Annotated in this window: 23 protein-coding genes; 16 read left to right on the top strand and 7 right to left on the bottom strand. The window is 70.3% G+C overall.

The window, feature by feature from the left end; translation table 11 throughout:
* The first annotated feature begins 2 nt into the window (after positions 1-2).
* On the top strand, positions 3-908 hold the full coding sequence (locus tag ACIBK4_RS42790) for a ribonuclease Z (RefSeq protein ID WP_399004218.1): 906 nt from the start codon (positions 3-5) through the stop codon (positions 906-908).
* Between the two features lie 20 nt (positions 909-928).
* On the top strand, positions 929-1921 hold the full coding sequence (locus tag ACIBK4_RS42785; protein ID WP_399004216.1) for an adenosine deaminase: 993 nt from the start codon (positions 929-931) through the stop codon (positions 1919-1921).
* Positions 1922-2011: 90 nt separating this feature from the next.
* On the opposite strand, the gene ACIBK4_RS42780 is transcribed toward ACIBK4_RS42785, so the two are convergent.
* Together ACIBK4_RS42780 and ACIBK4_RS42775 are read right to left on the bottom strand one after the other, a co-directional pair.
* The gene (locus tag ACIBK4_RS42780) at positions 2012-3316 is read right to left on the bottom strand and encodes an MFS transporter (protein ID WP_399004215.1); all 1305 of its coding nucleotides are present in this window, start codon (positions 3314-3316) and stop codon (positions 2012-2014) included.
* Between the two features lie 404 nt (positions 3317-3720).
* Positions 3721-4503 (bottom strand): IclR family transcriptional regulator, encoded by a 783-nt coding sequence (locus tag ACIBK4_RS42775; RefSeq protein ID WP_399004213.1) that lies wholly within the window; start codon positions 4501-4503, stop codon positions 3721-3723.
* 157 nt (positions 4504-4660) lie between these two features.
* Here ACIBK4_RS42775 and ACIBK4_RS42770 point away from each other — a divergent pair, with 157 nt between their 5' ends.
* The 3 genes from ACIBK4_RS42770 (at position 4661) to ACIBK4_RS42760 (ending at position 8198) form a co-directional block, all read left to right on the top strand.
* A complete protein-coding gene (locus ACIBK4_RS42770; RefSeq protein WP_399004262.1) occupies positions 4661-5563 on the top strand; it encodes a 5-dehydro-4-deoxyglucarate dehydratase in 903 nt (300 codons plus the stop codon).
* Entirely contained in the window at positions 5560-6849 is a 1290-nt protein-coding gene (locus ACIBK4_RS42765) for a glucarate dehydratase family protein (RefSeq protein ID WP_399004210.1), read from the top strand. The genes ACIBK4_RS42770 and ACIBK4_RS42765 overlap by 4 nt, the downstream gene beginning before the upstream one ends.
* 188 nt (positions 6850-7037) lie before the next feature.
* Positions 7038-8198, top strand: coding sequence for a carbohydrate kinase family protein (locus tag ACIBK4_RS42760; protein WP_399004208.1), 1161 nt, complete (start codon positions 7038-7040; stop codon positions 8196-8198).
* Positions 8199-8300: 102 nt separating this feature from the next.
* Here ACIBK4_RS42760 and ACIBK4_RS42755 read toward each other — a convergent pair whose 3' ends face one another.
* Complete coding sequence (locus ACIBK4_RS42755; RefSeq protein WP_399004206.1) at positions 8301-9026, bottom strand: FAD binding domain-containing protein; 726 nt, start codon at positions 9024-9026, stop codon at positions 8301-8303.
* A 283-nt stretch (positions 9027-9309) separates the two neighbouring features.
* On the opposite strand from ACIBK4_RS42755, the gene ACIBK4_RS42750 reads away from it, so the two are divergent.
* From ACIBK4_RS42750 to ACIBK4_RS42735, 4 genes are read left to right on the top strand one after another with little or no spacing between them, the layout of a single operon-like run.
* The gene (locus ACIBK4_RS42750) at positions 9310-10365 is read left to right on the top strand and encodes a PhoH family protein (protein ID WP_399004204.1); all 1056 of its coding nucleotides are present in this window, start codon (positions 9310-9312) and stop codon (positions 10363-10365) included.
* Positions 10366-10377: 12 nt separating this feature from the next.
* Entirely contained in the window at positions 10378-10875 is a 498-nt protein-coding gene (gene ybeY / locus ACIBK4_RS42745) for an rRNA maturation RNase YbeY (RefSeq protein ID WP_019064210.1), read from the top strand.
* A 21-nt stretch (positions 10876-10896) separates the two neighbouring features.
* On the top strand, positions 10897-12204 hold the full coding sequence (locus tag ACIBK4_RS42740) for a hemolysin family protein (protein ID WP_033285960.1): 1308 nt from the start codon (positions 10897-10899) through the stop codon (positions 12202-12204).
* On the top strand, positions 12201-12560 hold the full coding sequence (locus ACIBK4_RS42735) for an MmcQ/YjbR family DNA-binding protein (protein ID WP_399004201.1): 360 nt from the start codon (positions 12201-12203) through the stop codon (positions 12558-12560). The genes ACIBK4_RS42740 and ACIBK4_RS42735 overlap by 4 nt, the downstream gene beginning before the upstream one ends.
* Here the strand turns inward: ACIBK4_RS42735 and ACIBK4_RS42730 are convergent.
* Positions 12522-13967 (bottom strand): MFS transporter, encoded by a 1446-nt coding sequence (locus ACIBK4_RS42730; protein ID WP_399004199.1) that lies wholly within the window; start codon positions 13965-13967, stop codon positions 12522-12524. The two genes, ACIBK4_RS42735 and ACIBK4_RS42730, sit on opposite strands and share 39 nt — an antisense overlap.
* Before the next feature lie 160 nt (positions 13968-14127).
* Between ACIBK4_RS42730 and ACIBK4_RS42725 the strand changes: the two genes are divergently transcribed.
* The 5 genes from ACIBK4_RS42725 to ACIBK4_RS42705 all read left to right on the top strand — a co-directional run bounded on the left by ACIBK4_RS42725 (position 14128) and on the right by ACIBK4_RS42705 (position 18764).
* Positions 14128-14943: a helix-turn-helix transcriptional regulator gene (locus ACIBK4_RS42725; RefSeq protein ID WP_399004260.1), complete on the top strand. Its 816-nt coding sequence runs from the start codon at positions 14128-14130 to the stop codon at positions 14941-14943.
* Between the two features lie 44 nt (positions 14944-14987).
* Positions 14988-15341, top strand: coding sequence for a cytidine deaminase (locus ACIBK4_RS42720; RefSeq protein ID WP_399004197.1), 354 nt, complete (start codon positions 14988-14990; stop codon positions 15339-15341).
* 321 nt (positions 15342-15662) lie between these two features.
* Positions 15663-16148, top strand: coding sequence for a hypothetical protein (locus ACIBK4_RS42715; protein ID WP_366434822.1), 486 nt, complete (start codon positions 15663-15665; stop codon positions 16146-16148).
* A 197-nt stretch (positions 16149-16345) separates the two neighbouring features.
* Positions 16346-17662 (top strand): beta-xylosidase, encoded by a 1317-nt coding sequence (locus ACIBK4_RS42710; protein WP_399004194.1) that lies wholly within the window; start codon positions 16346-16348, stop codon positions 17660-17662.
* Positions 17663-17738: 76 nt separating this feature from the next.
* A complete protein-coding gene (locus ACIBK4_RS42705; protein ID WP_399004192.1) occupies positions 17739-18764 on the top strand; it encodes a WxL protein peptidoglycan domain-containing protein in 1026 nt (341 codons plus the stop codon).
* On the opposite strand, the gene ACIBK4_RS42700 is transcribed toward ACIBK4_RS42705, so the two are convergent.
* A complete protein-coding gene (locus tag ACIBK4_RS42700) occupies positions 18658-18996 on the bottom strand; it encodes a P-II family nitrogen regulator (RefSeq protein ID WP_399004190.1) in 339 nt (112 codons plus the stop codon). The genes ACIBK4_RS42705 and ACIBK4_RS42700 overlap by 107 nt on opposite strands.
* The gene (locus tag ACIBK4_RS42695) at positions 18993-20357 is read right to left on the bottom strand and encodes an ammonium transporter (protein WP_399004188.1); all 1365 of its coding nucleotides are present in this window, start codon (positions 20355-20357) and stop codon (positions 18993-18995) included. The genes ACIBK4_RS42700 and ACIBK4_RS42695 overlap by 4 nt, the downstream gene beginning before the upstream one ends.
* Before the next feature lie 165 nt (positions 20358-20522).
* Between ACIBK4_RS42695 and era the strand changes: the two genes are divergently transcribed.
* Positions 20523-21491 carry a GTPase Era gene (era, locus tag ACIBK4_RS42690; RefSeq protein WP_266768517.1) on the top strand — a complete coding sequence of 323 codons (969 nt, stop codon included), beginning with the start codon at positions 20523-20525 and terminating at the stop codon, positions 21489-21491.
* Positions 21492-21703: 212 nt separating this feature from the next.
* On the opposite strand, the gene ACIBK4_RS42685 is transcribed toward era, so the two are convergent.
* Positions 21704-22579: a helix-turn-helix transcriptional regulator gene (locus tag ACIBK4_RS42685; RefSeq protein ID WP_399004186.1), complete on the bottom strand. Its 876-nt coding sequence runs from the start codon at positions 22577-22579 to the stop codon at positions 21704-21706.
* 119 nt (positions 22580-22698) lie between these two features.
* On the opposite strand from ACIBK4_RS42685, the gene ACIBK4_RS42680 reads away from it, so the two are divergent.
* A complete protein-coding gene (locus ACIBK4_RS42680; protein ID WP_399004184.1) occupies positions 22699-23553 on the top strand; it encodes an NAD-dependent epimerase/dehydratase family protein in 855 nt (284 codons plus the stop codon).
* Positions 23554-23562 lie beyond the last annotated feature (9 nt).

The raw sequence follows: 23562 nt of genomic DNA, 5'->3' as shown, positions 1-23562 counted from the left end.
CCATGTCCGTACGCGAATTGGTGATCCTCGGCACGGCCAGCCAGGTCCCCACCCGACACCGCAACCACAACGGCTACCTCCTCCGCTGGGACGGCGAGGGCATCCTCTTCGACCCCGGCGAGGGCACCCAGCGCCAGATGCTGCGCGCCGGGGTGGCCGCGCACGACTTGAACCGGATCTGCGTCACCCACTTCCACGGCGACCACTCCCTCGGCCTCGCGGGCGTCATCCAGCGCATCAACCTGGACCGCGTCCCGCACGAGATCACGGCGCACTATCCACGCTCGGGCCGGCACTTTTTCGACCGCCTGCGCTACGCGACGGCGTACCGCGAGACGGTGGGCATCACGGAGTCCCCGGTGTCGGAGGACGGCGTACTCGCCACCACCCCCACCTACACCCTGGAGACCCACAAGCTCTCCCACCCCGTCGAGTCCTACGGCTACCGCCTCACCGAACCCGACGGCCGCCGCATGCTCCCCGACCGCCTCGCCGCGTACGGCATCAAGGGCCCGGACGTGGGCCGCATCCAGCGCGAGGGAACGGTCGACGGTGTCTCGCTCGACGAGGTCAGTGAGGTACGGCGGGGCCAGCGTTTCGCGTTCGTCATGGACACCCGCCTGTGCGCGGGGGTGGAGGCGCTGGCGGAGGGCTGCGACCTGCTGGCGATCGAGTCGACGTTCCTGGACGAGGACGAGCAACTGGCCGTGGACCATGGCCACTTGACGGCCGGGCAGGCGGCGAGGGTGGCGCAGGAGGCGGGCGTACGGCACCTGGTTCTGACCCACTTCAGCCAGCGTTACTCCGAGCCGGAGGAGTTCGAGCGGCAGGCGCGGGCGGCGGGGTTCGAGGGGGAGCTGACCGTGGCGCACGATCTACTCAGGGTGCCGGTTCCGAAACGGCGGTAAAACACCCGTACGATACTTCGATGCCCATTCCCAAAGCCGAACTGCACCTGCACATCGAAGGCACCCTGGAGCCCGAGCTGGCCTTCGCGCTCGCGGCCCGCAACGGCGTCGAGCTGCCGTACGCGGACACCGAGGAACTCCGGAAGGCGTACCTCTTCGAGGACCTCCAGACCTTCCTGAACCTCTACTACGAGCTGATGGCCGTCCTGCGCACCGAGCGGGACTTCGAGGACCTCGCCAACGCCTATCTCGCCCGCGCCGCCGCGCAGGGCGTCCGGCACGCGGAGATCTTCTTCGACCCGCAGGCGCACATCGCCCGGGGCGTGGACATGGGCACGGTGGTGGAAGGCCTGTGGCGGGCGCTGGGCAGCAGCGAGACGAACCACGGCATCTCGACCCGGCTGATCCTCTGCTTCCTGCGCGACGAGTCCGCCGACTCGGCGCTGCGGACCCTGGAGGCCGCGAAGCCGTACCTCGACCGCATCACCGGCATCGGCCTCGACTCGGCCGAGGTCGGCCACCCGCCGGTGAAGTTCCGCGAGGTGTACGAGGCCGCCGCCGCGCTGGGTCTACGACGGGTCGCCCACGCCGGTGAGGAAGGCCCGCCGGCCTACATCACCGAGGCGCTGGACGTTCTGGGGGTCGAGCGAATCGACCACGGGCTGCGGTGCATGGAGGACGAGGAGCTGGTGGCGCGGTTGGTGCGGGACCGGATCCCGCTGACGCTCTGCCCCCTGTCGAACGTCCGGTTGCGCGCGGTGGACGTTCTTGCCGAGCACCCGCTTCCGGAGATGCTGGACGCGGGGCTGCTCTGCACGGTCAACTCCGATGACCCGGCCTACTTCGGGGGTTATGCGGGCGACAACTTCGACGCGGTCCGCTCGGCGCTGGGCCTGACCGAGGAGCGGCTGCGTGAACTGGCCCGGAACTCCTTCGTCGCGTCCTTCTTGGAGGATGACGAGGAGCGGCGGGGTCGTTATCTGGCCGAGGTGGAGGCGTACGAGTTCTCGTAGGTAGTTGGTGACCTGCGGGCCGGTGGGGGCTGGTCGCGCAGTTCCCCGCGCCCCTGGGGGGTTGGGCTTGGGCCTGTGTCGATGTGCTGGTCAGCCGCCGGTCGCCGTGGCCGCCTGCCGGGGGCCCGCCGTGTCGTAGGCGCCCTGGGCCGGGACGGCCGGGGTGTCCAGCGGGATCTCGACGACCGGTTGCTCGGGGGAGCCGGTCGACGAGGCGATGACGGTGGCCGGGGTGCCTCCGCGCCGCCGGACCGTGCCCGGCACCAGGAGCCGGCCGCCGGTCTGGAGGGCGACCCCGGTCATCGGTACGGCGATCACGACCAGCCCGACCGCGAGGATCGCGCCCATCGCCGGGAACCCGGCCCGCGCCGACAGCACGCTGCCCGCCAGGGGGCCCGCCGCCGTACCCAGTGACGAGGCCGAGCCGACGAGGACGGCCCAACGCCCGCGCGGATCAAGGGAAGCGGCGAGGCCGAGGACGTAGGAGAGGACGATCGGGTAGAGGGTGTTCCAGGCGATCTCGCCGGTCGCGAACGTCCTCAGGTCGTGCGCGGACGCGCTGAGCACGATGCAGCCCGCGATGAGCGCCGTCCCCGCGCCGATCGGCACCGCGCGCCCCAGCCGGGACCCGAGCGTGCCCGCGCCGATCACGCCGACCAGACCGGTACCGAGCGCGATCGCGAAGACCGCGCCGACGGTGACCTCGGAGAGGTGGGCCTGGTTGATGCCGATGCGGCCGCTGACGCCCCAGAGGGAGTTCTGGGCGAGGGACCAGCAGAGCAGGGTGCCGGCGAGGACCAGGCCGGCGCGGCGGTGGGGGAGTCCGGCGGTCTCCACGCGCGTGTGCTCCCGCGCCGTACGGACCGGAAGGCGGCCGGTCAGTGGCCATACGGCGAGTGCGGTGAGGGCGATCGCGGCGAGCGGCTGGCCGTGGCCCGCGCCGAGATGCGGAACCGTCAGATAGACGGCACCCGCGAGCGCCGACACGCACAACAGGCCGAGCGTGGACGCGCGATGAGGGTCCCGTTCGGCGGCGATCCCGGACGCGGCGACCGTGGTGGCCGTACCCGATCCGAAGCCGCCGACCACCGCACCCGAGATCACCGCGGGGACGGCGTGGGTGAGGGCGGCCGAGCCGTACCCGAGAACGGCCAGCGCAAGGCCGATCCGCGCGAGCGTGCGCGGCCCGACCCGGTCGACGCGCGACGCGAGCAGAAACCCCGCCGCCGCCGAACTCAGCAGCAGCGCACTGCCGACGGCACCGGCCTGCGTGGCGGACAGCGGCAGTCCCGCGTCGAGTCTGCCGACGGTGGTGGGGAGGAGATAGGGGGCTAGATACCCGGCCGTGAAAAGGGCAACGAGGGGCCAGGGCGTGGTGGTGCTGCGGGCGAACACGGGCGTTCCCAGGGCATGCGAAAGAAGCGGCTCAAAAAAGGGGGATTGGGCGACGACCGTCGACGGACAGGAACGCGCGGCCAATTTGTATCAAGCACGCGGTTCACGAAAGAAGGGCGGGGGGTGTGATCTGGGGCACGTTCCGTTTGGGGGTGGGGGAGTCGGGTAAACGAGGGCCCAATTTGGGGTGCCGGGGGCGTTGTTCGGTCTGCACGGCGCCTCTTTGCCCAGGTCGGCTATACCAAGCCCGCTTCGGTGCTTCTCGGCGCAGGCCGGCAATACTCAGCCTGTCCTGCAACCTCTCAACACGGGCCCGCAATATTCAGCCCGTCCGGCGTTTGAGGACGAGGCCCCTTCAGGGCCGAAGCGGGGTCTGGGGGCGCAGCCCCCAGGAGGCGCGCCCACTACCGCCAGTGCACCGCTCCACCGGCCGCAGCCGACGCACTCTCGATCTTCGCCCGGACCTCCCGCATCACCGCCACGATCTCCCCCTCGTGCTCCGGCGTAAGCCGAGCCACCGGCACCGAGCAACTGATCGCATCCAGCGGCGGGTTGTCGTACCGCAGGGCGAAGCCAAAACCGACGATCCCGAGAACCCCCTCCTCACGGTCCACCGAGTAGCCCCGCGCCCGCACCCCCGCGAGGTCCGCGGCCAACGCCTCCCGGGACGTATGGGTGTTGGCCGTAGCCGCCTCGTACGGCCCGGAGGGCAACTCCGCATCCGACCGCTCGGCCAGCAGCGCCTTCCCCAGCGCACCGACATGCGCCGGCAACCGTCGCCCCACCCTGCTGATCGTCCGGAGGTACTCGTGGGACTCCCGCGTAGCCAGATACGCCACGTCCCGCCCGTCCAGCCGCCCCATGTGGATCGTCTCGCCCAACGCCTGGGACGCCTCGTCGAGATACGGCCGTACGACCCGCACGCGCGGGTCGGAGTCCAGATAGGTCGTGCCGGTGAGCAGGGCGTGGATGCCGATGCCGTAGAGCGAACCGGTGATGTCCGTGCGGACCCAGCCGTGCGCGATCAGGGTCTGGAGGAGGGCGTACATGGAGCTGCGCGGCACGCCCAGCTCGTCGGCGAGTTCCTGGAGACGCGCGGGACGGTCACCGCGCGCGGCGAGCAGTTCGAGCAGCTCGACCGTACGGGCGGCGGACTTCACCTCACGGACGCCACCGGGCTCTGACATGCGCCGATCGTAGCGAGCGGGGTCGAAGGAGCAGCCGCCCCATTGACGGTCACGGTTCGCGTATCTAATCTCTGTCTTCATACGTGGATAGCGTCTACATAGGGAGATGGCAGTGAACGGCGACACGGAGACCGTGGTGCGCAGGCTCCGGGACGGGATGGCGGGCGGCGTGCTCTCCTTCCCGCTGACCTCCTTCCATGACGACGGCTCCCTCGACCCCGCCGGCTTCCGCACCCATGTCGCGGCCCGGATCGCCACCGCCCCCGGCGCCGTGTTCCCCGCCTGCGGCACCGGCGAGTTCTTCTCGCTGGACGAGGACGAGTACCGCACGGTCGTCACCGTCGCCGTCGAGGAGGCGGCCGGCCGCGTCCCCGTCGTCGCCGGTGTCGGCTACGGCTGGGCGCAGGCCGCCCGTTTCGCCCGCATCGCCGAGGAGGCCGGCGCCGACGCGCTGCTCGTCCTCCCGCACTACCTCGTCGCCGCCCCGCAGGACGGCCTGGTGGCCCAGCTTGAGCAACTCGCCGCCCGTACCCGGCTCCCGCTCATCGCCTACCAGCGCGGCCAAGTCGCCTTCACCGCAAGCTCGTTGAGGCGGATCGCGGAGATCCCCGGCGTCATCGGCCTCAAGGACGGCCACAGCGACCTCGACCGCCTGCAACGCCTCACGCTCGCCGCCCCCGAGGGCTTCCTCTTCTTCAACGGCGCCTCGACCGCCGAGATCCAGGCCCGCGCCTACGCCACGGTCGGCGTCCCCGCCTACTCCTCCGCCGTCCACGCCTTCGCCCCCGAGATCGCGAACGCCTTCTTCACCGCGCTGCACGACAGGGACGGCGACGACAAGACGATCGAGAAGCTGCTGCGCGACTTCTACGTCCCGCTCGTCGAACTCCGCGACCGCGTACCGGGATACGCCGTGTCCCTCGTCAAGGCGGCGGCCCGGCTGCGCGGCCAGCCGGTGGGACCCGTGCGCGCCCCGCTCACCGACCCCTCGGCCGCCGACCTCGCCGAGCTCACGACCCTGCTCACCACCGGACTCGACCTCGTAGGAGCCGCGCTGTGAACCTCACCATCGCCGACGTCCGCCTGACCCCGATCCTGGTCGCCGACCCGCCCCTCCTCAACACCCAGGGCGTCCACCAGCCCTACACCCCCCGCCTGATCGTCGAGATCGAGACCGCCGACGGCATCACCGGCCTCGGCGAGACCTACGGCGACACCAAGTACCTGGAACTGGCCCGGCCGTACGCCGAGAAACTGATCGGTCGTCAAGTCTCCGACCTGAACGGCCTGTTCGTCGTCGCCGACGAGGTGGCCGTCGACAGTTCCCGGGTCTCCGGGCAGGTCGACGTCGGCGGGCTGCGCGGGGTCCAGACCGCCGACAAGCTGCGCCTGTCCGTCGTCTCCGCCTTCGAGGTCGCCTGCCTCGACGCCCTCGGCAAGTCGCTAGGGTTGCCCGTACACGCCCTGCTCGGGGGCAAGGTGAGGGACGCCGTCGAGTACAGCGCGTACCTGTTCTACAAGTGGGCCGACCACCCCGAGGGCGTCGCGAGCGAGAAGGACGACTGGGGTGCCGCGATCGACCCGGCCGGAGTCGTCGAGCAGGCACGGAAGTTCAAGGAGCGGTACGGCTTCACCTCCTTCAAGCTCAAGGGCGGGGTCTTCCCGCCGGACGAGGAGATCGCCGCCGTACGGGCGTTGGCGGCGGCCTTCCCCGACCACCCCCTGCGCCTCGACCCCAACGGCGCCTGGTCCGTGGAGACTTCGCTGAAGGTGGCGAAGGAGCTGGGGGACGTCCTCGAATACCTGGAGGACCCGGCGCTGGGCACCCCCGCGATGGCCGAGGTGTCCGCCGGGACCGACGTGCCGCTCGCCACCAACATGTGCGTGACGACGTTCGCCGAGATCAAGGAGGCGTTCACGCGCGACGCCGTACAGGTGGTGCTCTCCGACCACCACTACTGGGGCGGACTGCGCAACACCCAGCAACTGGCCGCGATCTGCCGCACGTTCGGCGTCGGCATCTCCATGCACTCCAACACCCACCTCGGCATCAGCCTCGCCGCGATGACCCACGTCGCGTCGACCGTCCCCAACCTTCACCACGCCTGCGACTCCCACTACCCCTGGCAGTCCGAGGACGTCCTCACCGAGCGCCTCACCTTCACCGACGCCAAGGTCACCGTCTCCGACGCACCCGGCCTGGGCGTCGAACTCGACCGCGCCAAGCTGGAGTTCCTGCACCGGCGGTGGCTCGACGACGACGGCGCGCTGCGCGAGCGCGACGACGCGGCGGCGATGCGGATCACCGACCCGGAGTGGGTGACGCCGTCGATGCCGCGCTGGTAGCGGCCGGATCCGGACGCGCCCGGTGCGGGACCGGTGCCCGGGCCGTCACCGGGGGCGGCAGACACCGTAGAGCCCGGACCTGCGGTTGCCCGACACCGGTGTGGCGGGTGGTCCCGGAGCGGGAGCCGCCCCCACGCGCGCGTGGTGGTGCACACTGGCCTGATCCGTATCACGTCAGGGAGCGCACCGTGACCGCGTCCAACGCGTCCACCGGAAAGGGACCGTCGTCCCCCGGCGAAAGGCCGTCCTGCGGGGTCGACCCGCTGGCCGGGCTGCGCGCGGCGGACGATCCGCCCTGGGACGTGTACCTCATCGGCACCGTCTTCCTCGACATCATCTTCACCGGGCTCGAATCCGCCCCAGTGCGCGGCACCGAGTCCTGGGCACGGGGGATGGGATCGAGCCCCGGCGGCGTCGCCAACATGGCGACCGCGCTGGCCCGCCTCGGCCTGCGCACCTCCCTCGCCGCGGCCTTCGGCGACGACCACTACGGCGAGTACTGCTGGGACGCGTTGCAGCAGGGCGAGGGCATCGACCTCTCCACCTCCCGCACGGTCCCCGGCTGGCACTCACCGGTCACCGTGTCGATGGCGTACGAGGGCGAACGGACGATGGTGTCCCACGGCCACGAGCCGCCCCCGGAGGTCGTGTTCGGGCAGGGCGGCGCCCCCGACTGCCCGCCACGCGCGCGTGCCGCCGTCGCCTCCCTCACCCCGGGCAAGCAGGCCCCCTGGGTCGCCCAGGCCGCGAGCGAGGGCACCCGGATCTTCGCCGACGTCGGCTGGGACGACACCGGCGCCTGGGACCTCGCCGGACTCGCCGACCTCGCGCACTGCGAGGCGTTCCTGCCGAACGCCGAGGAAGCCATGCGCTACACCGGCGCCGACTGCCCCCGCGCCGCCGCCCACGCGCTCACCGAACACGTACCCCTTGCGGTCGTCACCCTCGGCGCGGACGGCGCGTACGCGGTGGACCGGCGCACGGGGGAGTCGGCAGAGGTCCCGGCGATCGCCGTCGAGGCCCTCGACCCCACCGGCGCGGGCGACGTCTTCGTCGCCGGTTTCGTCACCGGCACCCTGGCCGGCTGGCCCCTCGCCGACCGCCTCGCCTTCGCCGGCCTCACCGCCGCCCTCTCCGTCCAGGAGTTCGGCGGCTCCCTCTCCGCACCCGGCTGGTCCGAGATCGGCGCCTGGTGGCGCAAGGTGCAGTCGGTCGAGGGCCAGGACCCGACGGCCCTGCGCCGGTACGCGTTCCTGGCGGGCCTCGTACCCGAGGAGGAGCCGGGCGGCGACAGCCCGTGGCCGCTGCGACGGGCGGTGCCGACGATCGGGTTCGGCAGGTCTACGTAGATGTGAGGGCCGGGCACGTGTTGTGCGGTCGGACATTCACCACCGGGCCGCCCGGCAGCCGGCCAGGGTGAACGTTCCTGCTCAGTCGTCGCACCGACCTCCTCAGTGATCCCCCGCCCGCTCCACCACACCACCCACCACGTTCCGTACGGCCTCGAAGACCCCCTCGGGCAACGTGCCGAGCGGCGTCAGCGCCAGGGCGCGCAGCACCCGGCCCGTGTCCGTGTCGTACGGGACGGTCTCGCTGAGCACGTCGTAGCCGTCGCGCACGGCGACCCGCAGGACGGGCGCGTCCGCCCCCTCGGCCGCTCCCACGGCCGCCGCGACCACGAAGGGGACCTCGCCCCGCAGCTGGTCGGTCAGCTTGCGATAGCCGCTGGCCACCGGCTCGCGCCAGTGCAGACTCAGCAGCAGGGGCCGCTTCGCGAGCAGTTCGGCGAGGTCGGTCTCGACGGGACCGTCCGGTTCCAGGACGACCGCGTGGGCGTCCAGCACCAGCGCGGCGGGGAGCAGACAGCGCAGCGTGCTGCCGACGATGTTGCCGCCGACGGTCGCGGTCCGGCGCACGGCCCCGGTGCCCACGCCCGACGCGGCCCGCCGCAGCACCTCCGGCACCCGCTCGTCTATCTCGTGCAGCAGTACGGCCGAGCCCAGCGTCCCGTCCCCGATCACCTTCGCCTCGGGCAGCTCCCGCAGGGACACCGCCTGCTCGGGGAAACCGTCCCGTTGCCAGCCGGCCCAGACCAGGGTCGCCCCTCCGACGGGCACCGCCCCCTCGGTCAGGCACGACTGTGCTTCGGACACGGACCGGGGCAGACGCACGAGCACAGCGGCCGACCTGCTTTCCCTGCAAGGCTTACTTGGCGGACACAGCACATTGTCCGTACAAGCGAGGGGGCGCGAACAGGGCTCACGGCGTCACCCCACGCGCCTCCCCTGCGCCGCACAGGCTCCCGGAGCAAGGCAGGACGGGTTCGGATTTCGTGGCCCGACGGTCACCGAAAAGCCCTACGGCGTTGTCAGTGGCCCGGCGTACCCTGGAATCACCAGGCCGCCCTTGTGGCGGGCGAGTCTTTTCGAGGAGGACGAGCAAGGCCTACAGAGCCGGCCCATGACTCAGACACCCACAGCTCACAGCCCCGCGCAGGAGCAGGCGAAGGCACGGTTCACCGTCCCCGCCCAGCATCCGATGGTCACCGTCCTGGGGTCCGGAGACGCCCTCCTGCGCGTGATCGAGAAGGCCTTCCCGGCGGCCGACATCCACGTCCGGGGCAATGAGATCAGCGCGGTCGGCGACGCCCGCCAAGTCGCCCTCGTCCAGCGCCTGTTCGACGAGATGATGCTGGTGCTGCGCACGGGGCAGCCGATGACGGAGGACGCAGTGGAACGCTCGATCGCCATGCTGCGGGCGAGTGAGAACGGGGATGGTCCCGAGGAGACACCGGCCGAGGTGCTCACCCAGAACATCCTGTCCTCGCGAGGCCGCACGATCCGCCCCAAGACTCTCAACCAGAAGCGGTACGTCGACGCGATCGACAAGAACACGATCGTCTTCGGCATCGGCCCCGCCGGCACCGGCAAGACCTACCTCGCCATGGCCAAGGCGGTCCAGGCCCTCCAGGCCAAGCAGGTCAGCAGGATCATCCTGACCCGCCCTGCGGTAGAGGCGGGCGAGCGCCTGGGCTTCCTCCCGGGCACCCTCTACGAAAAGATCGACCCGTACCTGCGCCCCCTGTACGACGCCCTGCACGACATGCTCGACCCGGAGTCCATCCCGAAGCTGATGGCGGCGGGCACGATCGAGGTGGCACCGCTGGCATACATGAGGGGCCGCACCCTGAATGACGCCTTCATCATCCTGGACGAGGCTCAGAACACGAGCCCCGAGCAGATGAAGATGTTCCTCACCCGGCTCGGTTTCGAGTCGAAGATCGTGATCACCGGTGACGTGACGCAGGTCGACCTGCCGAGTGGCACGAAGTCGGGGCTGCGGCAGGTGCAGGACATCCTGGAGGGCGTCGACGACGTGCACTTCTCCCGCCTGTCGTCGGCGGACGTCGTACGGCACAAGCTGGTCGGCCGTATCGTCGACGCGTACGAGAAGTACGACAGCGAGAACGGTACGGAGAACGGCACCCACAAGGGTGCCCGTGACAAGCGGAAGTAGATCAGCACGACCATGTCGATCGACGTTAACAACGAGTCCGGAACCGAGGTCGACGAGCAGGCGATCCTCGACATCGCCCGCTACGCCCTCGCGCGGATGCGCATCCACCCGCTCTCCGAGCTCTCGGTGATCGTCGTGGACGAGAACGCCATGGAGCAGCTCCACATCCAGTGGATGGACCTGCCCGGGCCGACCGATGTCATGTCCTTCCCGATGGACGAGCTGCGGCCGCCGAGCAAGGACGACGAGGAGCCTCCGCAGGGGCTCCTCGGTGACATCGTGCTGTGCCCGGAGGTCGCCACCAAGCAGGGGGCCGAGGCCGAGACGCAGCACACCATGGACGAGGAGCTCCAACTCCTGACCGTCCACGGTGTGTTGCACCTCCTCGGCTACGACCACGAGGAGCCGGACGAGAAGGCCGAGATGTTCGGTCTCCAGGCCGCCATCGTGGACGGCTGGCGCGCGGAGAAGGGCCACACCGGCCCCTCCCCGGCTCCGACGGTCTCCTAGGGCGCCGGGTCACCTCATCTCATGAGTCCTCAGATCGTCGTCGGGGCCATCGCCCTTGTCGTTGTCGCCTGGCTCGCCGCCTGCGCGGAGGCGGGCCTCGCGCGCGTCTCCAGCTTCCGCGCCGAGGAGGCCGTACGGTCCGGTCGGCGCGGCAGTGCCAAGCTCGCGCAGGTCGCCGCCGACCCGACCCGCTATCTCAACGTCGCGCTGCTGGTGCGCGTGGCCTGCGAGATGGCCGCCGCCGCGCTCGTCACCTACGAGTGCCTGCACGTGATCCATGGCACCGCGCCCGCGCTGCTCGCCGCGATCGGCGTCATGGTCCTCGTGTCGTACGTCGCGGTGGGGGTCTCCCCGCGCACGATCGGGCGCCAGCATCCGCTGAACACGGCCACGGCGGCGGCGTACGTGCTGCTGCCGCTCGCACGGATCATGGGCCCGATCCCGTATCTGCTGATCCTCATCGGCAACGCGCTCACCCCCGGAAAGGGCTTCCGGCGCGGCCCGTTCGCGTCCGAGGCCGAGCTGCGCGCGCTGGTGGACCTCGCCGAGAAGGAGTCGCTGATCGAGGACGAGGAGCGCCGCATGGTGCACTCGGTCTTCGAACTCGGTGACACGCTCGTGCGTGAAGTGATGGTGCCGAGGACCGATCTCGTCGTCATCGAGCGGTACAAGACGATCCGTCAGGCCCTCACCCTCGCGCTCCGCTCCGGTTTCTCGCGGATCCCGGTGACCGGGGAGAGCGAGGACGACATCGTCGGCATCGTGTATCTCAAGGACCTGGTCCGCAAGACGCACATCAGCCGCGACGCCGAGTCCGAGCTGGTCTCGACGGCCATGCGGCCCGCGACCTTCGTGCCGGACACGAAGAACGCCGGTGATCTGCTGCGCGAGATGCAGCAGGAGCGCAATCACGTCGCCGTCGTCATCGACGAGTACGGCGGCACGGCCGGCATCGTCACCATCGAGGACATCCTGGAGGAGATCGTCGGCGAGATCACCGACGAGTACGACCGGGAACTGCCTCCGGTGGAGGAGCTGGGCGACGACCGCTACCGGGTCACCGCCCGTCTCGACATCGGCGACCTGGGCGAGCTGTACGGCTTCGAGGCCTACGACGACGAGGACGTGGAGACGGTCGGCGGGCTGTTGGCGAAGGCGCTGGGCCGCGTCCCGATCGCCGGTGCCTCCTCGGTCGTAGAACTGCCGGACGGCCGCGAACTACGCCTGACGGCGGAGGCCTCGGCCGGCCGCCGGAACAAGATCGTGACGGTGCTGGTCGAGCCGGTGGATCCGGACGGCCCGGCCGAGGAGGAGACGAAGCCGGAGTGAGCCCCGAGGAACTGCGCGCGTTCTGCCTGTCGTTCAACGCGACGGTGGAGGACTTCCCGTTCAACCCGGACACGTCCGTCTTCAAGGTCCTGGGCAAGCTCTTCGCCCTGACCCGCCTTGACGGCCGCCCCCTCACGGTCAACCTCAAGTGCGACCCGGAGGACGCGATCCGACTCCGGGAGGAGTACGAGGGGCTGATCATCCCCGGATACCACATGAACAAGCGGCACTGGAACACGGTGACGGTGGACGGCGGACTCCCGGACCAATTGGTCCGGGAGCTGGTGGAGGACTCGTACGACCTGGTCGTCGCCGGACTACCGCGCGCCGAACGCCTCCGCCTCGACCGCCCCTGAGTCCGGCCGCCGAGACCGCAGTCCTACGGCCACCAGCACCGCCGCCCCGAGCGCGATCGCCGCGTCGATGCCGACCACCGTGTGGACCCCCGCCATCAGGTCGCCGGACGTGGTGGCGAGGACGCCCAGGAGCGGAATGCCGATGGTGATGCCGATCTGCTGGGTGGAGGTCACCAGGCCGGTGGCCAGGCCCTGTTCCTCGTCGGGGACGCCCGAGGTGACGGTGAGGCCGTAGGAGATGATCGCGCCCAGGTGGCACATGCTCGCCAGGGAGACGGCGACCGTGGCCACCCAGACCGACCAGGTGTGGGTGTTCAGGGTCAGGAGGGCGGCCGTCAGAGTCGCCTGGCCGGTGAGGGAGGCGATCAGGGTGCTGCGGGCGCCGATGCGGCCGATGACCTTCGGGGCGTAGACGCCGGCCACCGCCGAGAGGATGCCCTGCACGCCGAAGACCAGGCCCGTCTCGAAGGACGACAGGTGCAGGATCTCCTGGAGGTACAGGGTCAGGACGAAGACCACCGTCGACATCATCGAGAAGGTGACCAGGCCGCCCAGGTTGCCCCACGCCACCGTGCGGCGGCGCAGCATGGGGAGGGAGACCAGGGGGTGCGTCGTGCGTGACTCGACGTACGCGAAGGTCGTGAGGAGCAGGACGCCCGCGACGAGGGTCGTGATCACGTCCGTGTGGGCGAAGCCTTGGTCGGCCGCTGTGGAGAGGGCATAGATCAGGGACAGGAGGCCCGCGGTGACCGTGAGCGCGCCGGGGACGTCCAGGCGCGGGCGGTCCGGGGTGCGGGACTCGGGGAGCAGGGCGGGGGCCAGGGGCAGGACGATCACCGCGAACAGGGTGAGCAGGGCCATCGTCGAGCGCCAGCCGAACGCGTCGGTCAGGACACCGCCGGCCACCATGCCGACGGTGAAGCCGAGCGAGAGCAGGGTGCCGGAGATGCCGAGCGCGCGGTCGCGGGCCGGGCCCTCGGGGAACGTGGTGGTGAGGAGGGACATGCCGGTGGGGACGATGGTCGCCGCGCCGAGGCCTTGCAGCGCCCGGCCCGTCAGGAACGACGCCGGGTCCCAGGCGAAGGTCGCCAGCAGGGAGGCCGCGCCGAACAGGGTCAGGCCGGTGAGGAACAGTCGGCGGCGGCCGTAGAGGTCGCCGATGCGGCCGAAGAGGAGCAGGAAGCCGCCGGACGGGAGGGCGAACGCGGTGACCGCCCACTGGAGTCCGGACTGGCTCATGCCGAGGTCGGCGCCGAGGGTGGGCAGGGCCACGTTGAGGACGGAGAAGTCCAGGGCGACCATGAACTGGGCCGCGCAGAGGACGAAGAGGACGAGTTTGTCGCGGGTCGAGAGGTGGGGGATGCCCGGTGGTGTGTGGGTGCCGGTGGTTGTGGTGTCGGTCGCCATGAGCTGAGCTTCCGGCCGTCGGAATAGGCGTGGGGAGCCGGAAGTTGTGCTGGTGGTGGCACCACCAGGCAGCGGCATGACCGGTGAGCACTAGGGGGATGTGTACGTGGCTGAGGATGCCCTGAAGAGTCGTCGGCTGAGCGAACTGCGCGAGTTCCTGATGAGCCGCCGGGCCCGGGTCTCGCCGGCCGAGGCGGGGCTGCCGGACGGCGGGGCGCGGCGGCGTACGCCGGGGCTGCGGCGCGAAGAGGTCGCCGTGCTCGCGGGCGTGGGCGCGTCCTGGTACCAGTGGCTGGAGCAGGGGCGGGACATCTCCGTGTCGCCGCAGGTCCTCGACTCCGTCGCGCGGGTGCTGCGGCTCAGCAACGTCGAGCGGCGGCATCTGTATGTGCTGGCCGGGCTGAATCCGCCGGCGGCGGAGCCCGCGGCCGATCACGGGTGCGAGGGGATGCGGCGGCTGATCGACGCGTGGGTGCCGTTTCCGGCGCACATCATGGACCGGTACTACAACTGCGTGATGTACAACGACGCGGCGGGCTGGGTGCTCGGTATGCGGCCCGAGAACACGCAGAACTGTCTCGTCGACTTCTTCACGGATCCGCTCTACCGGGCCCGTTCGCAGAGCTGGGAGCGGAACGCGCGGATGGTGGTCGCGCAGTTCCGGGCGGCGTGCGCGGATCGGCCCGACGACGAGGGGCTGCAGGCGATCCTGGCCGAACTGACCTCGCTGAGCCCGGAGTTCGGTGAGTTGTGGGCGCGGCGGGACATCCTGGACGCGGGGGTGGTCCGCAAGGAGCTGGAGCATCCGCTGGTCGGTCTGCTGTGCGTGGAGTCGACGGCGTTGAAGGTGCCGGCGCGGCCCGATCTCACCATCGTGCTGCACACTCCGTTGGACGAGGCGAACACGGTGGCGAAGCTGGAGTGGCTGGCCTCGCCGGAGGGGCGGCGCGGGGCGATGTACCCCGTGGCGGGGTGAGGGTCCTTGTCGGTCCTCGTCCTCGCTCTTCGTATGCTCTGGTCATGACCGACAGCAGCGCGCTTGATCCCGAGGACCGCAAGATCGTCACCCTGGCCCGTTCGGCTCGGGCCCGTAATGGTGTGCCGGAAGGCGCGGCCGTGCGGGATGAGACGGGGCGGACTTATGTCGCCGGGACGGTTGCCCTTACCTCGCTGAAGCTGAGCGCGTTGCAGACGGCTGTGGCCATGGCTGTGGCGTCAGGGGCGAAGTCCTTGGAGGCGGCGGCGGTGGTGACGGCGGCGGAGTCTGTGGCTGCGGAGGATCTGGCGGCTGTACGGGATTTGGGTGGGGCGGGGACGCCGGTGTTGGTGGCTGGGCTGGACGGGGTTGTCCGTCTGACGGTGGCTGCGGGCTGAGGTGAGTGGGGGCTGAGGTGGTGCTGGGGGCTCCGCCCCCAGACCCCCGATCGGCCCTGAAGGGGCCTCGTCCTCAAACGCCGGACGGGCTGACATTTGCCGACCTGTGCCGAAAGGTGCTCGCCCTGTCCGGAAGTAACCCGTCCGGATTTCGCCCTTGCTCTCCCCCCGTCTCTCGCGCATCAATGGAACCGTAGTTTCCGACGGACCGTCAGATTCCTGCTCTCGTGGCGCACCGCACCGCGCTCGGGAGTGGTTCTGAGGTGTTTCTCCCGTCCATCCCCACATGGCATTCCCAGACACGGGAAGGGAACCAGACCCATGAAAGGCAAGCTGAGAAGCAAGCGAATCGGAACGGGTGCGGCACTGGTGACGGGGGTCCTCGCGGCCGCCTCGCTGGCGTTCGCGCCCAGTGCGCTCGCCGTCACTCCCCAGACGGCGACGATCACCGCGGACTGCGGCATCTTCGGCGGCGGCGCGGCCACGCTCACCGCCACGCAGGACGGCACCGCGGCCACGGTCACCATCACCTCCTCCATCACCGCTCCGCTGGCCCTGTCCGCCGACTCCATCTCTTCCACCTTCACGTTCGAGAACGCGAGCGGTGGCACCACCGTCTTCAGCGGGACGAAGAACCCGGCCATGGCGACCGGCGACGCCGTCACCGTCGGTCCGCTCGACGGGACCGTGGCCTCCGGCGACAGCCTGGAGGCGTACGGCGGCTCGTTGCAGATGACCATCTTCGGGATCGCCGTGACGTGTACCGCCACCGGACCGCAGTCGCCGGGTCCGTTCGTGTTCGACTGAGAAGTCCCCCCAGGGTTCCCCTGAGAATTCCCCCCACGGGCTCAACTGGGCCGTCAGTTCCCGCTGTTGACAGGAACTGACGGCCCATCAGTTTGTTTCGCCGTGTGCATTGACTTCTCACGCGATCCCCACATCAATGCCCCCTGTGGGCGCAGAAGAGCCGCTGCGCCCATCGTCCTCAGGAGGGGGCCCCATCCATGGCTACGACATCCCGAAGACGCCGTTGGGCGTCATTGCTCGGGGTGACCGCGCTCGCGGTCGCCACGGGCGGTGCGCTGGCCTGTCCGGCCGGTGCGTCCACGAACGTGGACTTTGCCACGCACTGCATCCCGCCGGCGGTCGCGGGCATCCCGCCGATCGACGGCACCACGACCGCCGCGATCACGGTGGACAACACCGCGCCCAAGGTCGGCGACACCGTCACCGTGACGTACACGGTGGTCAAGCCCGCCGCCAGCAACCCCACCGCGATCGCCCTGCCGGCCGACATCATGACGCCCACCGGGAAGGTCACCCTCGGCGGTGCCCAGACCGGCAGCGTCACCGTGGCCGGGCCCAAGAAGAACGACCCGGTGCCCGGCAACGGCGCCTTCCCGTCCTTCTCCATGACCGGCACCTTCACGGTCACCACCCCGGGCGCGATCACCCTCTCGCCCGGCGACTACAACATCCACACCAGCTACATCCTGGAGCTGGACACCCCCTGCACGGTGACGAATCCGCCGGCCCCGGTCTCCGAGACCGTCACCGCGACCGCCACCGTGCCGGTCAACACCCGTGCGATCAGCCTGGGTTCGGCCTCCGGGAACGCCGGTGACAGCGTCACCGTGACCGGCAGCAACTTCACCCCGGGTGCCACCGTGACCCTGGCCGGGCGGTCCGGTACCGCGCAGACCGCGGACACGGCGACCGTCACGGCCAGTGCCAGTGGTGGCATCAGTGGTTCGCTCGTCGTCAATGACAAGACGACCACCGGGGTCGTCGCGTACGAGGGCAGTGCGTGGAGTGCTGACCTCGGTGCCGGTCCCGCCGCCTATGTCGTCAACGACACCACGCCCGTTCCGCCGGGGAGTCAGAAGCTGACGACCACCGTCAAGGCGGGCACGCTGTCGATGGCGCAGGCCGGGGACGCCGTGGGCCTCTCCGCGGTCGACTTCGGCAAGGGCGGTGCCTCCACGGGCGCCCTCAACACGGTGACGGTCCAGGACTTCCGCGGCGGACCCGCGGGCTGGTCCCTGACCGGCAAGGTCACCGACTTCACCGGTCCCGGCGCCAAGATCGATGCCGGGGCGCTGAGTTGGACACCCGCCTGCGCCACCAAGGCGGGCAGCCCGAGCACGTGTGTCGCCGGTTCGGCGGGCACGGTGGGCAGTTCGGGAGCGACGCTCGCGTCCACGCCCGACGGCACGCTCACCGGCGGCCAGTTCACCGTCGACGCCGGACTCTCCCTGAACGTACCGGCGTTCACGCCTCCGGGCTCGTACTCCGGTGTGCTCACGCTGACGCTCACCTGACCGTCCCACTCCTTTCCGGTGGCCGGGCGCTCGCACCCGCCCGACCGCCACACCACGTCCGTGGGGGTCCGCACCCATGCGCAAGCTGTACGTCCTCCTCCTGAGCCTCTGCCTCGGCCTCTGCTCCGGGGTGCTCGCCGCACCCGCCACCTACGCTGCCGACAACGGCAGTTGGTCCGTCTACCCGGCCGCCTCGCAGGTCGCCGCGCGGCCGTATTTCTATCTCTCCGCCGACCCCGGCCAGACCATCCGGGACAAGGTGGTTCTCGCCAACAAGACTGGCCAGCCGCTGACTTTCCGGTTGTACGCGGCCGATGCCTACAACACCGCGCGTGACGGCGGGTTCGCCGTGCGGACCGTGAAAGAGACGATGCGGGGCGTCGGTGCTTGGGCCAAGCCCGCCAAGTCGCGGGTAACCGTCCCCGCCCACAAGGCGGTTACCGTGCCGTTCACGCTGCACGTGCCCGAAGGTGCCGAACCGGGCGACCACCCGGGCGCGTTGGTCGCCCTCGACGAACGCGTCGACAAGGGGGACGGGTCGCTTGCCCTCGGTGTGCAGCGGGCCGTCGGCGCCCGTGTCTACCTCCGGGTCAGCGGGCCGACGCTGCCCGCACTCGCCGTAGAACATGTGCGGGTGTCCCATCACCAGCCGCTGGTACCGGGGTTGGGGGACAGTGACGCGACGATCTCCTACACGTTGCACAACACCGGGAACGTCACCCTCGATCCGAAGGTGACGCTCAAGGCGCAGGGGTTGTTCGGGCGTACGTTGCTGTCGCGTGGACTGACCAGGATTCCGGCCGAGTTGCTGCCGGGGCAGAGCGTGAAGCTGAGCGAGCCGTGGAAGGGGGCGCCCCAACTCGACTGGGGCGACGTGACGTTGACCGCGAGCGCGCCGGGTACGAAGCAGGCGGCGAGCGCGTCGTTCTTCGCGTTGCCGTGGCTCGCGGCGGCGCTGTTGCTCGCGGTCGGGTTCGTCGGGGGAGTGCTCGTGGTCAGAGCGCGTCGGGGCCGCGTTCGCCCGTCCGAACCCGTACGACCGTCTCGACCGGCATCGACCACACCTTCCCGTCCCCGATCTTCCCCGTCTGCGCGGCCTTGACGATCGCCTCGATCACGGCGTCCGAGTCCGCGTCGTCGACGACGACCTCGATCCGTACCTTGGGGACGAGGTCGACGCGGTACTCGGCGCCGCGGTACACCTCGGTGTGGCCGCGCTGCCGGCCGTAGCCGCTGGCCTCGGTGACGGTCAGGCCGTGCACGCCGAGCTCCTGGAGCGCCGACTTGACCTCGTCGAGGCGGTACGGCTTGACGATCGCGGTGATGAGCTTCATGCCTGGAAGTCGACCTTCTGAGCGGAGGAGGCGGAGGTGAGGGACGTGCCGACCGGGGCTCCGTGGCCCAGGACGCCGTGATCGTATGCGGTCTCGGCGTGCACCGTAAGGTCGAGCCCCGTCCGCTCCTCCTCTTCGCTCGCCCGCAGCCCCATCGCCTTGTCGAGCAGCTTGCCGATGCCGCACGTCACGAGGAACGCGTACGCCCCTACGGCGGCCACCGCCACCAGTTGCTTGCCGAGCTGGGCGAGCCCGCCGCCGTAGAGGAGGCCGTCCGTCTTTCCGGTCAGTTCCGTGGTGGCGAAGACGCCGATCAGGAGGGTGCCGATGATGCCGCCGACCAGGTGGACGCCGACGACGTCGAGCGAGTCGTCGTAGTTCAGCTTGAACTTCCAGCCGACCGCGTACGAGCAGACGGCACCGGCGGCCAGGCCGATGACCAGCGCGCCGAGGAGCGAGACCGAGCCGCAGGAGGGAGTGATGGCCACCAGTCCGGCTACCGCGCCCGAGGCCGCGCCCAGGGTGGTGGGGTGGCCGTCGCGCTTCTGCTCCACGAAGAGCCAGCCGAGGAGGCCGGTGCAGCCGGCGGTGAGGGTGTTGAGGAAGGCCGCGGCGGCCAGGCCGTTGGCGCCGAGCGCGGAGCCCGCGTTGAAGCCGAACCAGCCGAACCAGAGGAGGCCCGCGCCCAGCATCACCATGGGGAGGTTGTGCGGGCGCATCGCGTCTTTTTTGAAGCCGAGGCGCGGGCCGACGACCAGACACAGGGCCAGGCCCGAGGCGCCGGACGTGATCTCCACGGGGAGTCCGCCCGCGAAGTCGAGGGCGCCCAGGTGCGTTGCGATCCAGCCGCCGGGGCCCCAGACCCAGTGCGCCACGGGAACGTATACGAGGAGTGCCCAGACGGGGACGAAGACCAGCCACGCGCCGAAGCGGACCCGGTCCGCGACCGCGCCGCTGATCAGCGCGGCCGTGATGATCGCGAAGGTGAGCTGGAAGGTGGCGAAGAGGAGGGTGGGGACGGTGCCGTGGACGCTGTCGGGGCCCAGGTTCGCCATGCCGGCGTGCTTCAGGCCGCCGATGAGTCCGCCGCCGACGTCGTCGCCGAACGCGAGTGAATAACCGGCGGCCAGCCACACCACCGTGACCAGGGCGATCGACACGAAGCTCATCATCAGCATGTTGAGGACGCTCTTCGTGCGGACCATGCCGCCGTAGAAGAGGGCCAGGCCCGGGGTCATCAGCAGGACGAGGGCGGTGGCGGCGAGCAGCCAGGCGGTGTCGCCGGTGTCGATGCGGCCGTCTGCCAGTGCGGTGGCTTGGGTGGCGGCTTGGGTGACGGTTTCGGTGGCGGCGAGGGGCACGGTCGTCTCCAACGGTGTGGGGGCTCGTCAGAGGGTCACCGGCCTGGGTTTCCGGTTGTGCACGGGGGTGTTTCCGTGACGTTTCGTTGCGGTTGGGTTTCCGAAAGCTCACCGGGGTGGGCGTGGGTGGACTGTTGTGCGGCGGGAGCTTGTGGATCAGGGACAATGGGCGCCATGAGCGTTCGTACCCCGTCATCCAAGCCGTCTGCGTCGTCGGAGGCCCCCCACCGCGCCGGCTTCGCCTGCTTCGTGGGCCGCCCCAACGCGGGCAAGTCCACCCTTACGAATGCTCTGGTCGGCCAGAAGGTGGCGATCACCGCCAACCAGCCGCAGACCACTCGGCACACGGTGCGGGGCATCGTCCACCGGCCGGACGCGCAGTTGATCCTGGTGGACACGCCTGGGCTGCACAAGCCGCGGACGTTGCTCGGGCAGCGGCTGAACGACATCGTGCGGACGACGTGGGCCGAGGTCGATGTCATCGGGTTCTGCCTTCCCGCGAACGAGAAGCTCGGCCCCGGTGACCGTTTCATCGCGAAGGAACTGGCGTCCATCAAGAAGACGCCGAAGATCGCGATCGTGACGAAGACCGACCTGGTGGACTCGAAGACGCTTGCCGAGCAGTTGATCGCGATTGATCAGCTGGGCAAGGAGCTTGGGTTCGAGTGGGCGGAGATCGTGCCGGTGTCGGCGGTCGCGGACCAGCAGGTGGATCTGCTTGCCGATCTGCTGATTCCGTTGCTGCCGGAGGGGCCTGCGCTGTATCCCGAGGGTGACCTCACGGACGAGCCCGAGCAGGTCATGATCGCGGAGTTGATTCGGGAGGCCGCGCTGGAGGGGGTGCGGGACGAACTGCCGCACTCCATCGCCGTCGTGGTCGAGGAGATGCTGCCTCGCGAGGACCGGCCTGCCGACAAGCCGCTCCTCGACATCCATGCGTTCGTGTACATCGAGCGGCCCAGTCAGAAGGGCATCATCATCGGGCCGAAGGGTGCGCGGCTGAAGCAGGTCGGTATCAAGTCGCGTAAGCAGATTGAGGCGTTGCTGGGGACGCCGGTGTTTCTCGACCTGCATGTGAAGGTGGCGAAGGACTGGCAGCGGGATCCTCGGCAGTTGCGGAAGTTGGGCTTCTAGAGAGGGGGAGTTGGGGGTTCCTAGGGGCTTTTTTCGCCCCCGCCGCCCCTACCCGTCCCATCCTCCAGGGGCTCCGCCCCTTCGACCCCGCCACGGGGGCCAGCCCCCGGACCCCCGCTCCTCAAACGCCGGAGGGGCTGGATTTGGCGACCGGAACTTTCAAGCTTCGGCCGCACCATCCAGCCCGTCCGGCGTTTGAGGACGAGGCCCCTTCAGGGCCGATGGGGGTCTGGGGGCGTAGCCCCCAGGGGGGTCGGGGTCATGTCCTGGAGGCCGATTACCCGGAGCAGTTGGAGGCGTTCGTACGACTCCGTGCCGGGTCGTGCCGTGTGGATGATCAGGAGGTGGTGGGCGTCCTGGTTCAGGAGGATTTCGCAGTCCAGTTCCAGTAGGCCTACCAGGGGGTGGCGGAAGCGCTTCGTGGACTGGCGGCGTATCGCCACCTCGTGTTCCTCCCACAACTTCGCGAACTCCTCGCTGGACGACCGGAGTTCGGCCACCAGCGCGGCTGGCTCGGGGTCGTCGGGGCGGGCCGCGGCCACCGCGCGGAGGTTCGCGACGTGGGTGCGCGCGTGCTCCGGGATGTCCTCCTCGGGGAACATCTCCCGTGCCGTCGGGTTCAGGAAGAAGCGGCGGAGGAGGTTGCGGTCCCGGGGCGGGCGGGCGAACACGTCCCCCGTCAGCGCCCTCGACATCGCGTTCTGGGCGATCATCTCCCCGCAGTCGCTCGACACATGCGCCGGGGTGTCGTGCAGCCGGTCGAGGACCAGGAGGAGGCCTGGGCGCAGGTGCCCGGAGGTGCCCCGGCGCGGCGGTTCCTCGCCCGTCAGGTGGAACAGGTGGTCGCGTTCGTCGTCCGTCAGGCGTAGCGCCCGCGCCAGTGCCGTGAGCATCTGGCGGGACGGGTGCGGGCCGCGGGACTGCTCCAGGCGCGTGTAGTAGTCCACCGACATACCGGCCAGCTGGGCCACCTCCTCGCGGCGCAGCCCTGGCGTACGGCGGCGGGGGCCGGCCGTGAGGCCCACGTCCGCGGGGTCCAGGCGGGCCCGGCCGCGGCGCAGGAAGTCGGCGAGTTCGGCTCGGTTCACGCTTCCAGGGTGCGGCAGCCCGCCCGGCTTATCCAGGGACTGCCGATCCCCTGATCGGAAGGTCTCTCCCGGTACCGGCCCACCTGTCCAAAGCTGGTCGGAGACGAGAGGAGCACAACATGTTGACACTGGTCACAGGCTCGACGGGACAGGTCGGGCGGCGCTTCGTGCCCAGGCTGCTGGCGCAGGCCAGGCCGGAGGAGCGGGTGCGGGTGCTGGTGCGGGACGCCGCCCGTGCCGAGCGATTCGCCGACCTGGGAGCAGAAGTCGTACTCGGCGATCTGCGCGACGAGGACGCCCTCGGCAAGGCGGTCGCCGGCGTCGACGCCGTCGTGAACGTCGCCGCCTCCTTCCGCGGCGTACCGGACGAGGAGGCCTGGGCCGTCAACCACGCGGCCGCGGTCGCCCTTGGACAGGCGGCTCTCACCTCCGGCGTACGGCGGTTCGTGCAGGTCAGCACGGGGCTCGTGTACGGCACCGGGCGGGGTCGCCCCATGACCGAGGAGGACGAGAGCCGCCCCGGCGGCCGTATGTGGGGCGCCTACCCCGACGCGAAGGCGACGGCGGAACGGGAACTCCTCGCGCTCGACGACATGGACGTACGCGTCGCCCGACTGCCCTTCGTCTACGGCGAGGGCGACCCCCACCTCGCCAACTCCCTCCAGTGGGCGGCACATTGGGCCTCGAACCAACGCCTCCACATGGGCCATCACGCGGACGTCGCCCAGGGCCTCCTCCGCATCCTGCACGCCCCGGGAATCGCCGGCCGCGTCTACAACATCGCAGACGACGCCCCGGTCACCGCGGTCGAACTTCACCTGCTCAACGGCGTCGAGATCCCCGCCGAACTCCACGAACACACCGACCCCGACCCGTGGTTGGGCATCATGTCCACGGAACGCATCCGCCGCGAGCTGGGCTACCGCCCACTGTTCCCGACGGCCTGGTCGGCCCGGGACGCGGGCGTGCTCTGACCCTGCCTC

It is taken from the genome of Streptomyces sp. NPDC050528, assembly GCF_044457795.1.
GTDB lineage: Bacteria > Actinomycetota > Actinomycetes > Streptomycetales > Streptomycetaceae > Streptomyces.
This window is presented reverse-complemented; position numbering and strand designations above follow the sequence as displayed.